This is a genomic window from Brevundimonas sp., assembly GCF_027487935.1.
Lineage (GTDB): Bacteria > Pseudomonadota > Alphaproteobacteria > Caulobacterales > Caulobacteraceae > Brevundimonas.
The window spans coordinates 31,459-45,125 of the sequence record NZ_JAIYCP010000008.1 but is presented as its reverse complement, the minus strand read 5'-3'; the positions used below and the strand labels follow the sequence as shown (position 1 = coordinate 45,125).

At 60.7% G+C, this 13,667-nt stretch carries 13 protein-coding genes; 12 read left to right on the top strand and 1 reads right to left on the bottom strand.

From position 1 onward, the window contains the following. Positions 1-12: 12 nt before the first annotated feature. Complete coding sequence (locus Q0053_RS03225; RefSeq protein WP_298095939.1) at positions 13-1,122, top strand: Ppx/GppA phosphatase family protein; 1,110 nt, start codon at positions 13-15, stop codon at positions 1,120-1,122. Positions 1,123-1,487: 365 nt separating this feature from the next. Further along, positions 1,488-1,697: a hypothetical protein gene (locus tag Q0053_RS03220; RefSeq protein ID WP_298095937.1), complete on the top strand. Its 210-nt coding sequence runs from the start codon at positions 1,488-1,490 to the stop codon at positions 1,695-1,697. A gap of 395 nt (positions 1,698-2,092) precedes the next feature. Here Q0053_RS03220 and Q0053_RS03215 read toward each other — a convergent pair whose 3' ends face one another. Continuing rightward, positions 2,093-2,608, bottom strand: a complete 516-nt coding sequence (locus Q0053_RS03215; RefSeq protein ID WP_298095935.1) for a hypothetical protein — start codon at positions 2,606-2,608, stop codon at positions 2,093-2,095. Between the two features lie 180 nt (positions 2,609-2,788). Here Q0053_RS03215 and Q0053_RS03210 point away from each other — a divergent pair, with 180 nt between their 5' ends. The 10 genes from Q0053_RS03210 (at position 2,789) to Q0053_RS03175 (ending at position 13,662) form a co-directional block, all read left to right on the top strand. Further along, entirely contained in the window at positions 2,789-3,895 is a 1,107-nt protein-coding gene (locus Q0053_RS03210; protein WP_298095933.1) for a hypothetical protein, read from the top strand. Positions 3,896-4,001: 106 nt separating this feature from the next. Continuing rightward, on the top strand, positions 4,002-5,504 hold the full coding sequence (locus Q0053_RS03205; RefSeq protein WP_298095931.1) for a class I SAM-dependent DNA methyltransferase: 1,503 nt from the start codon (positions 4,002-4,004) through the stop codon (positions 5,502-5,504). Then, complete coding sequence (locus Q0053_RS03200) at positions 5,491-6,570, top strand: restriction endonuclease subunit S (RefSeq protein WP_298095928.1); 1,080 nt, start codon at positions 5,491-5,493, stop codon at positions 6,568-6,570. The genes Q0053_RS03205 and Q0053_RS03200 overlap by 14 nt, the downstream gene beginning before the upstream one ends. Beyond that, on the top strand, positions 6,567-9,608 hold the full coding sequence (locus Q0053_RS03195) for a type I restriction endonuclease subunit R (protein WP_298095925.1): 3,042 nt from the start codon (positions 6,567-6,569) through the stop codon (positions 9,606-9,608). Before Q0053_RS03200 ends, Q0053_RS03195 begins: the two co-directional genes overlap by 4 nt. Beyond that, complete coding sequence (locus Q0053_RS03190) at positions 9,608-10,372, top strand: M48 family metallopeptidase (protein WP_298095923.1); 765 nt, start codon at positions 9,608-9,610, stop codon at positions 10,370-10,372. The genes Q0053_RS03195 and Q0053_RS03190 overlap by 1 nt, the downstream gene beginning before the upstream one ends. Positions 10,373-10,418: 46 nt before the next feature. Beyond that, entirely contained in the window at positions 10,419-11,123 is a 705-nt protein-coding gene (locus Q0053_RS13275) for a recombinase family protein (RefSeq protein WP_367276672.1), read from the top strand. Positions 11,124-11,532: 409 nt separating this feature from the next. Continuing rightward, entirely contained in the window at positions 11,533-11,739 is a 207-nt protein-coding gene (locus Q0053_RS13270; protein ID WP_367276671.1) for a helix-turn-helix domain-containing protein, read from the top strand. A gap of 200 nt (positions 11,740-11,939) precedes the next feature. Beyond that, positions 11,940-12,518 carry a hypothetical protein gene (locus tag Q0053_RS03185; protein ID WP_298095920.1) on the top strand — a complete coding sequence of 193 codons (579 nt, stop codon included), beginning with the start codon at positions 11,940-11,942 and terminating at the stop codon, positions 12,516-12,518. Then, entirely contained in the window at positions 12,515-13,105 is a 591-nt protein-coding gene (locus Q0053_RS03180; RefSeq protein ID WP_298095917.1) for a hypothetical protein, read from the top strand. Before Q0053_RS03185 ends, Q0053_RS03180 begins: the two co-directional genes overlap by 4 nt. Before the next feature lie 32 nt (positions 13,106-13,137). Continuing rightward, positions 13,138-13,662 carry a hypothetical protein gene (locus Q0053_RS03175; protein ID WP_298095915.1) on the top strand — a complete coding sequence of 175 codons (525 nt, stop codon included), beginning with the start codon at positions 13,138-13,140 and terminating at the stop codon, positions 13,660-13,662. Positions 13,663-13,667 lie beyond the last annotated feature (5 nt).

Genomic DNA, 13,667 nt, shown 5'->3' with positions numbered 1-13,667 from the left:
AAAGTTCGGCCCATGCCGGAGACCGACCGCACGCCACCAGGGCGTGACGACCGGTCCCGGCCCCGACGGTCCGACGGGCAGCGCGCCAGGAACGGCGCCGCCGGCGACCCAGGGGCTTCAGGTCGGGATGCGCCTCTCTATGGCGCACTCGATCTCGGGACCAACAACTGCCGGCTGCTGATCGCAAAGCCGGCGCGAGACGGCTTTCGGGTCGTCGATTCCTTCAGTCGAATCGTCCGCCTTGGGGAAGGCCTGTCCCGCACGGGCCGTCTCGACGACAGGGCCATGGACCGGGCCTATGACGCCCTCGTGCTTTGCGGCGAACGGGTTGCCAAAAGGGGCGTCGACGCCTCGCGACTCATGGCGGTGGCCACCCAGGCCTGCCGCCAGGCCGAGAATGGCCCGGCCTTTATCGAGCGGGTGCGGGCCGGTACGGGTCTGCACCTGCGCATCATCGACCCGATGGAAGAGGCCCGGCTGGCGGTCAGGGGTTGTCTGAACCTGTTCGACCCGTCGGCGGATGCCGTCCTGGTGGTCGATGTCGGCGGCGGCTCGACCGAGCTGAACTGGCTGTCCAAACGCGAGGGCTCATTTGTGCTTGAGGGCTGGATGTCGGCACCGGTGGGGGTCGTTACCCTGGCCGAGCGGCATCCCGAGCCGACCAGCGGTCTCGACGACTGGTATGAGGCCATGGTCGCCGACATGAGCACGGCGATCGCTGGGGCACCGGTCGATCCGGCCCTGCGCCGTGTTTTCATGGCCGGCCGGGCCCATATGGTCGGTACCTCCGGCGCCATCACCAGTCTGGCGGGCATCCATCTCGGCTTGCGGCGCTATCAGCGCAGCCTGGTCGACGGCCTGTGGATGAGTCGCAGCGAATGCGAGGCCGCCGCCGAGACGCTCAAACGGCTGGGTGCAGCCGGACGCGCAGCGGAACCCTGTATCGGCCCCGACCGTGCTGACCTGGTTCTGGCCGGTGCGGCCATCATGGAAGCGGTCCAGCGGGCATGGCCCTCCGACCGGGTTCGGGTCGCCGACCGCGGCCTGCGCGAGGGCCTGCTGCTGCAGCAGATGCGCGAGGACAGAAAACCGACCCGCAGACGCCGACGCGGTCGCTCCTAGTTGCTCACCTCAACCGGCAGGGTGACGTCGCAGACCGAGAAATCAACAAACGCCGTAACTGTCTGCTTAAAAACGCTTTCTGGGCTCTCTTCAAATCTGGTTTCTACCGCGTTTCTCCACAAAGAAATGTCGGCATGCCAAAGAGGCTTTGGGCCTTCGAGATCGCAATCTTTCAGAGCGGCGGCGGGTCCCTGCCGCGTTCGCGAACTGGCAAATACGTTAGCACATTCACGCTTGGGCCAACCGTGACATTCTTGCCGTCAAGCAAAAACTAAAGCGAAATCAGTCGTCAAGCAAAAAATGATCGCGCTTGCCACGGCCCGACTCTTCGTAGAAATCGACGGTCGCCCTGAAACGAGGTGACCATGAAAGACCGCATTGAGTTCGTAGCCAGCATCCGCCCTGACAGCGGAGGCGGCTTCCCGATGACCCACATCGACCTCGATCCAAAATCCCTCGCGGACAAGGATCGGGGCTACGGTGCCGTGAGCGTCCCCATCAACGCTGACCTCCGACAATGGATCGCCCAGATGATGGTCGAATGGCTCGAAGAGACATCGAGGTCTGCTTTCTGACGGTCCCCCAAGGTTCGCCAGAAGGCGACCGAGTTTTGGTCTTTGACATCGTTGATTCACCTGGAGTGAGGCAGTCACGCGCCGCCGAAGATTGCCCTCCAGGCATTGTCATTACCGTTCGCCCGGCGGTCTCGATGCGGCGAACGGATGCCCCCATTCTATGTCTTCGGTCACTTGGAGATGATCTTGGAAACCGTGCTGTTCTCCGTCATTTGGATATTTCGTGCAGCTTCGGTTTGGACAACATCTTCACTATTCTCCATCATTTGGATATTTCGTGTGGCCTCCGTTGGACAATATCTTCCCTTTGCGGGGGGATCACTCCACCCACAAAGGTCTTCTCCAAATTCGAACGTCTGCGGTTTCGGTGCCAGCGAGGGCGCCCCTGAAACACCTCAGAGTCCGTCGCGGCTCTCGGCTGAGTGCCACTGGTCAGACCACACCATCTCCCGGTCGTCCGAGCGCATGTGCTGGCCCTTCATCATGTAATTCACCGCTTCGTGGTGATCATCGATCCTCGTCAAGCAATAACTCCCAGACGGCACGACCGCGTTCCAGATGCCGCCTCGCTCGCCTGGGAACAACGAGCCCAGGAGTTTGATCTTCTCCAAGCTTGGCATCCGCCACAGTCCATGGACGTGGATGTTCGTCTCGACCTTCTCGAAGACGAACATCGCCCGCGCCCGTTCGTTCGCGGGGTGCTGGTGAAATCGTCTGCCGAGAAACGCCGCATCGACGCGGGCAAGCAGCTTTCCGAGATGACCCTTCGCTGCACTCAGAGGAACATCGCGGTTCCAGGCGAGCGTGATGGCGTAGTTCATCCCGAGCTTGAACGCCCATTCGGCGTAGGCCGCCTTGAACTTCGTAAGGTTCGAAACCTGAAATTTTGTTTCGTCTTGGATGTTGCCCATATCTCTATTTAACACGACTGAACTGGCGGACGTTAATTCTATCTACTGTGCCGAATACTTGGCTTGACGGCACCTGTGGCCCGCGCCACAAGCAGCCCATGCAGCCATCCACGCCCCTCTCCAGCCGAACGTTAGCCGCGCTTTCGACAAGCGCACGGCACATCGGCACTCGGAGATCGCATGGACAACTTCCCGCTCAACATCGTCACGGACCACTCCACGCCGAGGGCTGAAACTCGCCGCTCCTTGTCTCCTTTCGACGGATGGTGCCTCGGCCTCGTCGGCGACATCGAGACCCTGGCACCTGGATTTCTTCTCCACGTTTTGAAGTCGTCGCCCAAGTGGCGCCAGAGCCTGTTTACGGCCTTGGCCTTCGGCATCCTTGATCGTCCGGACGACTTCGTTTTGAAGGCGACAGCCAGGACGTGCGAGGACTTGGACTGGCGAAGTGTCGTGCGTGTCCTTGCGGACGCGCTGCGCTCGATGTCCGCCCGAGACATAATCACAGCTACCCTGGGCGTAGCCCCGCACGCCCTGGCGGGGTCTCTCAGCAAGATCGGCATGCAGCCGCTCCGCTCTGCCGACTGTTACCGAAAGCTCGTCACAGTCCTGGTAGCATCAGACGCGGACTCACGCGCTCGGGCAAAGACGCTGATGCAGTTGAACCGGCTCGACTCCGAACTTCTGGAGGTCGTGCTGTTGATCGACAGCATCGCCCTGTTCCCCGAGATCATCATGCGTGTCCGCTGCCGCGCTGATGCGCGGTTTCTGACCGGCATCATCGCCGCGATCCGGGTTGTCAGCGACGTAACAGATGAGGCCATTCGTCAGTCGCTGGATGCCCGAAAGATCGGATTCCGTAGCCACGAATTTGCAGACGCTTGGTTGTCCAAAGCCCATCGATTGCCGCCGGTCAGCGATGCCTTGCAGCAGCACTCCGAGTTCACGCGCGTCACGCCCGCAAGTGCAGAAGAAGTCGGGCGGGCCTTCAACAACTGCATGCGGACTAAAATGAACCTGTTGGTGACGGGAGTTTGGTCTGCGTGGGTGTGGGCTCCCGGAGATGTCATCGCCGCCCTGACCAAATTCGACGAAGGAATCGTGCTGTCGGGCATCCATGGCCGGTCGAACGGTGACGTTCCCCCGGCAGTGGCCCACCGGCTTCGCGAGACTCTATCGGCCTTGGGTGTCCTGTGCTTGACACGATCCGAAGTGCCCGAAGTGCTTCGCCCCCTGACCATGGGTCGTTGGGACAGTTTCGAGTTGGATGAGCTTGAGTTCGGATAGCGAAGCCATGAGGGGTATTGCCGGTCGCGACCGTGACCCTCTTCAACCTATGGCTTGACCCGCCCCTGCTGTCGCTTCAACCAAGCGAACTACAGGGAGGCGATCAGTGGCTAAACTTACCCAGGCCGAACTTGAACGGCACCTCTGGCAAGCGGCGGACATCCTGCGCGGGACCGTCGATGCCGGGGACTACAAGCAATACATCTTCGCCCTGCTGTTCTACCGGCGCCTCTGCGACGTGTGGGACGAGGAGTTTGAGAAGCTCCTGGCCGAGACGGGCGACCGCGAGGAAGCCGCCGATCCCGACGAACATCGCTTCCACGTCCCGCCCGAGCACCGCTGGGATGCCCTGCGGAAACGCTCGACCCAGATCGGCCAGCATCTCAACAACGCCTTCGCCGCCATCGAAGACGCGAACCTGCGGCTGAAGGGAATCTTCGGCGACGTGGACTTCGCCAACCAGGAACGCTTCCCCGACGCACAACTCGAAAAGCTGCTCGCCCACTTCGAGAAGCACCGGCTGCGAAACGCCGACGTGCCCGCCGACATGTTGGGCGATGCCTACATGTATCTCATCAAGCAGTTTGCGGAAGGCTCGGGCAAGAAGGGCGGGGAGTTCTACACGCCCCGTCAAGTCGTCCGGCTGATCGTCGCCTGTCTCGATCCCCAGCCCGGCATGTCTATCTATGACCCGACCGGCGGGTCCGGGGGCATGCTGCTGGAGGCGGTCCAGCACCTGAAGGAAAGGGGCCAGGACCCCAAGAGCCTCGCTCTCTACGGCCAGGAGAAGAACCTCGGCACCTGGGCAATCGCCCAGATCAACCTGTTCCTGCACGACATCGACGACGCATTCATCGCCAAGGGCGACACGATCCTGAACCCCAAGCGATATGACCCCAAGGCACGGGAGTTCGTGGACGGCCTCGGTGCCTACGACCGAGTGATGGCCAACCCGCCGTTCTCGGAAAAGGTCTGGGGCTACGAGGTCTGGTCGAACGGCGACCACTATGGCCGCGACCAGTATGGCTGTCCGCCGAAGGGCTACGGCGATCTCGCCTTCGTCCAGCATATGATCGCCTCCCTCAAGGACGACGGTATGTTGGGCGTGGTGGTCCCGCACGGGGTGCTGTTCCGAGGTGGCGCCGAGGGCCGCATCCGCGAAGCCATGCTGCGGGCCGACATCATTGAGGCGGTGATCGGGCTGGCTCCCAACCTCTTCTACGGCGCGGGCATCCCGGCGGCGATCCTGGTGATTCGCAAAAAGAAGCCGCAGTCCCGCAAGGGCTCGGTCCTGGTGATCAACGGTGACGCGACCTACCAAGCAGGAAAGGCCCAGAATACGCTGACGGACCAGAACGTAGAGATCATGGCGGGTGCCTTCCACGGCTTCTCCGACATCGACAAGCTGGCCCGCGTCGTCCCGATTTCGGAGATCGAGGCCAACGGGTTCAACCTCAACATCAGCCGTTACGTCCAGACCGGTGCCGATGCCGAGAGTGTCGATGTCGCCGCAGAGGTCGCCAAGCTCCAGGACTTGATCGCGAAGCGGAATGAGGCCGAAGCGGTGATGTTTGGTCACCTGTCCAGGCTCGGCTATGTTTCGGAGTAATATCCCGCCGCAGCACCTGCCAGACGGGTGGCGGCCCGCACAGCTATCGGAAATTGCGACAGTCCATGGCGGCGGTCGCCTTAAACTAAACAAGAGCCACTATGCTGAGGCTGGGGCGAGGGCCTACAGCGCGGCTGGGCCAGACGGCTTCGTTGAACAGGTAGAGGGAGAAGCTCCCACTATCGTGCTTTCGTCTATCGGGGCACGCTGCGGCAAATCATTCCTAACTGATGGCCCTTGGACAACATTGGCCAACACCCAGGTAATCACTCCCCGTCCGGCGTTGGCGAGTGCAGCTTTCTTGCATGCAATTCTGGATGATGAAGACTACTGGAATCGATCCGGCTCAGCACAGCCATTCATCAAGCCTTCCGACGTGAAGGGAGCCTGGGTCACTCTTCCACCGCTCGACGAGCAGCGGCGAATTGCTCAGGTGCTGCGGTCGATGGATGAAGCCATTTCATCGGCCAAGTCCGCACATTCAAAGGCCGAAGCGGTCTTGTCCCAATCTCGCGAGGTGGCGACCGGACTGAGTATGGAACCTCCTGATTGGGAGCGAAGGCCGTTGCTGGACTTCTTCCAACTACAGCGCGGTCACGATCTCCCCGTCCAGGATCGAAAGGGCGGGGATGTTCCCGTCATCGCGTCGAACGGAACCGTTGGTTTTCACAACGTCTCTGCTGCGACAAGGCCAGCGGTTGTCACTGGCCGGTCGGGCACCATTGGCAAGGTCAACTATTTCGATGGCCCGTGCTGGCCTTTGAACACCACGCTTTACGTGAAGAATTTCAAGGGTTCATGTCCACGATATGTCTATCATTTCCTCTCTGCCTTCCCGCTCGCGGATTACGCCACGGGAACCGGCGTGCCGACGCTGAACAGAAATGATGTGCACGTGGTCGAGGTGCCTTGGCCTGAGGTTGCTGAACAAAGATCAATCGCTGCTGCACTCGATGCGATTGAGGAAACGGTTCGTGTGGCGGAGCGAGAAGTCCTGGCTCTAATCGCCCTCAAATCTAGTGTAGCCGACGACCTCCTCACAGGCCGCGTCCGTGTGCCCGCATGAGCGAATACCGTCTCGCCGAGAAGCCGACCGTCGAGGCTCTCGCCGCGATGGGCTACACGCCGCTGTCGCCCGAGGCGGCCCTGGCGATGCGGGGCGAAGAGAACCGGGTGATCCTGCGGCCAGTTATGGTCGCGGCGTTGCAGACCCTGAATGGGATCAGCGCGGCGGATGCCGAGGCGATCTGCAACGACCTGTCGATCTTGTCCGACAACGAGGAATGGCAGAGGCGGCTTCGCGGCGGCTACACCCGCAAGCTGGCCGGGGAGGCCCAGGGCCGGTCGATTGACCTGATCGACTTCCTGCATCCCGAGCGAAACAGCTTCCACGTTGTCCAGCAGTTCAAGGTCCAATCGCAGCGGTCGCGGATCGCAGACATCGTGGTGTTCGTGAACGGCATCCCGCTGGTCGTCATTGAGGCGAAATCGCCATTGAAGGCCAGCAATACCGCCGAGGAAGCATTCGAGCAGATCAAGCAATACGAGCGCGACATCCCGCGCCTGTTCGAGCCGAACGCCTTCAACATCGTCACCGATGGGGTCCAGACCCTCTATGGAGCGACGAAGGCCAAGGCCCAGTTCTTCGCCCCCTGGGCGGATGCGTGGCCACGCCAGCGTGACGAGTTCCCCAACGATCTGACCAAGGACCTGTGGTGTCTGTTGGAGCCGTCGCGGCTGCTCGATCTGCTGGCCCACTTCATCGTCTTCGAGGTCGATCCCGACACCAAGGCCAAGATCAAGAAGGTCTGCCGCTACCAGCAGTTCCGGGCGGTCAACAAGGCGGTCCAGCGGGTCGCGGACGGCAAGCTCAAGAAGGGGCTGATCTGGCACACCCAGGGTTCGGGCAAGAGCCTGACGATGGTGTTCCTGGCCCTGAAGCTGAAGACCCACCTGACGCTGGCCGCCGAGACGCTGGAGAACCCCAACATCCTGGTCCTGACCGACCGGATCGATCTCGACACCCAGATTTCCGGGACGTTCGTCGCATGCGGCCTACCGAACCCGACACAGGCCACCTCGGTCGCTGTGCTGCGCGATGCCGTCGCAAAGGGTGGCAATGGCCAGATTTTGCTCTCTACGATCTTCAAGTTTGCCGGGTCACAGACCCCGATCCCGAACTCGGACAACTGGATCGTCCTGGTCGATGAGTGCCACCGGACACAGGAAAAAGACCTCGGAGCCTACCTCCAGGCGACGCTGCCCGATGCCCGATTCTTCGGATTCACCGGCACACCGATCAAGAGCACCGATAAGGACACCTACGCCCGGTTCAGCGTCGAGGGCGAAGGCTATCTGGACAAATACGGCATCGACGACGCGGTGCGTGACGGTGCCACGGTCCCGATCCTCTACGAGGGCCGCAAGACCGACTGGTCGATCAATGAGGCCGAACTCGACATCCTGTTCGACCGCTGGTTCGTCGATCTGCCGGACGACAAGCTCCAGGACCTGAAGAGCAAGGGCCTGACCCTTGCGACCCTGGCCAAGCACCCCGAACGGGTCCGGCTGATCGCACTGGATATCTGGGAGCACTTCAAGCAGGTCTGCCAGCCGGACGGCTTCAAGGCCCAGATCGTGGTCGTGGACCGCGAGGCCATCGTGCTGATGCGGTCTGCCTTGGCGACCGTTATCGCCGCTGATCTGACCAAGCAGGGAATCGAGGATTCTCAGGCCCAGGCCGACGCGATGATCGCCTGTGTGTTCTCCAAGTCCCAGGAGGACGGCAAGCCATCTGAAGACGCACACGTCACCGAAGTTCGGGAGAATCTGGAAGCCTATTACGTCGATGACTCCGCCGAGAAGGCGGTCAAGGCCGCCTTCAAGAAGGTGGGCCAGCAGCCGAGTTTCCTGATCGTCTGCGACAAGCTGCTGACGGGGTTCGACGCGCCTATCGAGGCGGTGATGTATCTCGACAAGCCGCTGAAGGAACACAACCTCCTCCAGGCCATCGCCAGGACCAACCGAACCTGCTCGATCAAGAGCCCGGATGGCGGCGAGATCACGAAGCCGCATGGCCGCATCGTCGATTACATGGGGGTGACGAACCACCTCGACGAAGCCCTGAAATCCTATCGGGCCGAGGACGTGGCCAACGCCCTGAACGACATCTCGACCCTGCGGAATGACCTGCGCGAGGCCCACGCCCGTTACATGCGGCAGAAGCGCGACATGAAGCTGACCGGCCTGGACGAGAAGGCCGCCGCTTATCGAGTGAAGGACATCATCGCCGAAGGCCGAGAGGACGACTGGTTCGAACTCCAGCGGCTGACCCGTGGCTTCATCAAGGTCTATGGCGAGCTATCGCCCGATCCTGCGATTCTGGAGTTCACCGTAGAGGTCAAATGGGCGGCGGGATTCCTGAAGGTCGCCGCCCAGGTGATCGACAAGGACCAGAGCGTCGATCACCGCAGCTACACCGGCAAGATCAGGGACATGCTGGAAGAGCACGTCCACGCCACGGGTCTCTCAACGACCATCAAGCTGCGGTCGATCACCGACCCGGACTTCGCCGGGGATTTCCAGACCGAGGGCAAGGATGAGGCCGATCTCCAGGAAGCCTTCATCCGCAAGTCCGCCGAACTCAAGCGGGTCACCCGCGAACTCGTGGACAAGAACCCTGCCCAGTATGGCCGGTTCAGCGAAAGGGTCCTGGAGATCATCCGCCGGTTCGAGGAAGGCCAGATCGCCGCCGCCGAGGGCCTGAAGGAATACGAAGACCTGACCGGCGGCATCAACGCCGAACAGGGTGCCCATGCCGAACTCGGCATGGATGAGCGGGCCTTCTCGATTCTGCGGATCATGGAAGGCATCGTCGGCGAAGAGGTCGATCACCCGACACTCCAGAAGGCCGCTATCGCCGCTGGGGACCTCTATGGTGCCGCCCAGGCTTCCCAGCCCGCGTTCTTCTACATGGAGCAGTATCGGCGGGAACTGAAGCAGCGGGTCCGGCGAATTCTCAGTGACCTCGACATCCCCCAGGCCAAGGATATCCGCGACGCAATCGACGAGTTCGCCGCCCATGCCTATGCGGGCCATCATTGATGCCGGTGCTTCAGGTCGGCGAAACTGCCATCCCCTATGATCTGCGTCGCAGTGCGACGATCCGCGAGCGGCGGATCACTGTCACGCCGGGCGGCGTAGAGGTATTGGCACCGCTGAGCGACCAGGACGATGATCTCGCAGCCTTCCTCGACCGGAAACGTCAGTGGGTATTCGACAGCTTCCAGGAACTGAAGGAACTGGCCGCAAGCCGCCCGGTCGTTCCCCGGTTCATGACGGGATCAAAGGTGCCATTCAGGGGGCGGATGTCGCGACTGACGGTTCGCCGGACTGATGGCCCCCACATCGAGATTACGCACCGCAACGGCTTCCTGGTCGATCTTCCTGCTTGGGTCACCAAGGAGGGCGCCGAGGGAATCGTCGCCACTGAGATCAAGCTCTGGCTCAAGCGTCGCGTCCGCCGCGACGTGAGCGAAATCGCTACCGCCTACAGCAAGCGGTTCGGTTTGAAGGCACGAGCGATCAGGGTCGCGGACATGAAGTCTGGATGGGGCTCGTGCGGCGAGAATGGCACCGTCCTGATCAACTGGCACCTCATATTCGCACCCAAGAAGGTCCTCGAATACGTCGTCGTCCACGAACTCGCCCATCTCAAGATTCGATCTCACGGGCCGGAATTCTGGGCCTACCTCGAAACGCTGCTGCCCGACTACGAGAGGCCAAAGGGTTGGCTGAGCTTGAAGCAGAGTAGTCTCGACGCTTCATTTTTGGAGGGACCCAAGGGCCTATACCTCAACAAACCGTAATACGTTTGTATTGCGTTTTCGTCGATCCGCGCCATAACAATTTGCCATGACCAACGTCAACGCTAACCTGAAACGCCGATGCGTGGCCCTCTACAGGGTCTCGACGACCCGACAAGGGTTGAGCGGATTGGGGCTCGAAGCCCAACAAGACGCAGTTCGGACGTTTCTCGGAGAAGAGTGGAAACTTGTAGAAGAAGTTGTTGAAGTCGCCTCAGGGAGAAAGCAGCATCGCGAAGGGTTGGACCGTGCTCTCAGCCTGTGCAGGGCACACAACGCAGTCCTAATTATTGCTCGTTTGTGTCGTCTAAGTCGTGACCCAATCCTGTTGATGCAGCTTGAACGGTCCGGCATCGAGTTCGTCGCCGTGGACATGCCGACAGCCAACCAACTTACGATTCGACTCATGGCAGTGCTGGCCGCCGAAGAGGCACGGCTCATCTCGGAAAGGACCAAGGCATCGTTGGCGATGCGAAAGGACCGAGGTCTCACTATGGGTGGCAACAACCCCCGGATTGGGGATCACGCTCACCGCGCCGCAAGCAGGAGTGCCGTGGTTCGGCGAGAAAAAGCGTCATCCCGCGCAGCCGACCTTCATCCGATCCTGGCCTCCCTTAGAAGCGAAGGGTTCAGCAGCCTTGCCCAACTGGCCTCAGGTCTCAATGATCGGGGGGTTCGGAGACCGCGTGGCGGCCAGTGGTCACCTCAGGCCGTTTGGAACCTCCTCCAAGTCCAACAGACCGGGGCCGAATAGATGGCCAAATCGCCAATGGTGCCTGTGAACCTCAGGCTCCCCCTCGCTGTCCTGGCAGCCATCGACCGAGCCGGTGAGTTAGCTGGTGAAGACCGCAGCACTTGGATTCGGCGTGCGATTGAGGACCGCCTATCAGTCGAGGGTTCTGACGTTTGGACCAAGAAGGTAGCAGCCTTGGAGCGGCGCGTTGGTCGGCTTGAGAAAGCCCAAAAAGCCGATCCGACGAACGCTTGATCGTAGTCGGCCTCGCTTTCTCTGAGCACATGTTTCCGTGTTTTCGAGCGCACCATTCCAGTTGACCGCCGCTAACATAAAGAAAGTCGTCAAGTAAAAACTAAAACACCGTTATGCCACTTGCGCTTTGACACCGACTTCGGCAGAAGGCGGCGTAAGTTCAAGAGTTGTTCTAATGAAGCCTACTGATGACGACGTGTGGTGGCGCCGGGAAAGAGCCGCCCGTTACCTCGACCTGTCACCCAAAACCCTCGCCAACATGGCGTGTGCGGGTCGAGGCCCGCGTTGCCAGCGGTTCAGTGGCGGAAAGCGCGGTGGAAGTGTCCGCTACCGCAAGGAATGGCTTGATGCCTACGTGATGTCGTCGGGCTTGGACCGATAGACGGCCCCCCTCAGCATTCACTCTACGCGGTTAGGTGGTCGAACATGTCTCAACGCGGGCATCGAAGGTCGCGACTCGTTAAACTCCAAATAGCATTCCGGAGTTGACGTTACCGATCCGAGATATGTTAGCGTCGCCCAAGAGCTTCGAGGACCGCCCCCTCCACGGCCTCCCGATGCCACCAGAATGAGGGGACTCCGATGCCGATCACCCGACATGCCCTTGCGGCATCTCTCGCCCTCATCATGGCTGCTGGCGGGTCCGCTACTCCTGTCTGGGCTCAGGACGTTTCTGGCTTTCGCTTGGAAGCCCTGAACGGAATCTGCTCGGACGTTCGAACCGAAAACTACCAACGATATCAGAACAAAATCGTCGAGGCGGCGGGTGTTCAATCCGGCGATACCGAGGCTGAACGACGGGCACGAACAGCCGCCCTTTTTTCTCAGTTCATGCCTCACTGCGAAGGATTCAACGTCCGCCGAGGCAACATTCTCAAGTATGCGGTCAATCAGAATGCATCTGCATTCATTTACGCCGCCATTAACGATTGGGACGCGGACCTTGATCAGGTCGATGCGGCAGATGGACGAACGGTTTTAGACTACGTGATCAATGAGATCGTGAAGAATCGGGGCACTTCTCAGGAAGCGGTCTTTGACTTGTATCGAGCGGTGCTTGTTCGCGGAGGTGCAAGAACTCGCGCCCAAGCGGAAGCCGAAGGTCGCACCTATCCCGGCATCCCATCCATCGCAGAACTTGCCGCGCAGGTGAGGCAATGACGGTGAGAGCGTTCCACTTCGTCAGCGCGGCGACAGCCCTGCTTCTGACGACCGCCGTGTGTAGCTTCTCGCTTCCGGCACAGGCCCAAGACGCATCGGGTTTTCGGCTGGAAGCCCTGAACGGAATCTGCTCGGATGTTCGAGCGGCCAACGTCAGCAGATACGAGGCGAAAATTGCTGAGGCAGCGGGGGTTCGTCCCGACGATACGCCCGCTCAAAGACGTGCTCGGATCGCTGCGCTGTTTTCCCAGTTTATGCCCCACTGTGATGGCTTCAACGTCAGGCAAGGCAACATTCTCAAGTATGCGGTCAGCCAGAACGCTTCGAGCTTCATCTATGCCGCAATCCACACGTGGGGCGTGGACCTGAATCAGGTAGACGCTTCCGATGGGAGGACGGTTCTCGACTACGTCAATGCTGGGATCGCTCGGAACGTCGGCAGCATTCGCGACCGGCTCATCGGCTACGGAGACGAGTTGGTGAGGGGCGGTGCCAAGACCCGTGCCCAAGCGGAAGCCGAAGGTCGCACCTATCCCGGCATCCCATCCATCGCAGAAATTGAAGCACAGGCGAGGCCCCAACAGTGAGAGCGTTTCACCTCGTCAGCGCGGCAGCGGCCTTGGTGCTGATGACCGCCGTGAGCGGCTTTCCGACAACCGGTCAAGCCCAGGACGCTTCTGGCTTTCGGCTGGAAGCCCTGAACGGCATCTGCGGCGACGTTCGAACCGGGAATTCTAACCGGTGGGAAGCGAAGGTCTACGCAGCAGCAGGTGTCTCTCCCAGTGATCCGCCCGAGCAGATTCAGGTGCGCGTCCGTGCGCTGTTCGATCAACATATGCCGCACTGCGATGGCTTCGATGTTCGTCGAGGTAATTTGCTCAAATATGCGATCAACCAGGGAACGACCGCCTTCATATACACTGCCACTTGGGTTTGGCGGATTGACCTAAATCAGGTGGACGTGTCTGACGGTAAAACGGTTCTCGATTACGCCTACGCGGGTATCCAAAGATGGCGTGGCACCCCAGAAGAGAGCCTCTATCAAAACTACTTTGATGAGCTTAGCCGTGGGGGAGCCAAGACCCGCGTCCAGCTAGAAGCCGAGGGCCGCCGCTTCCCCGGCATCCCGATGCCCGCGCAATGAGGGGA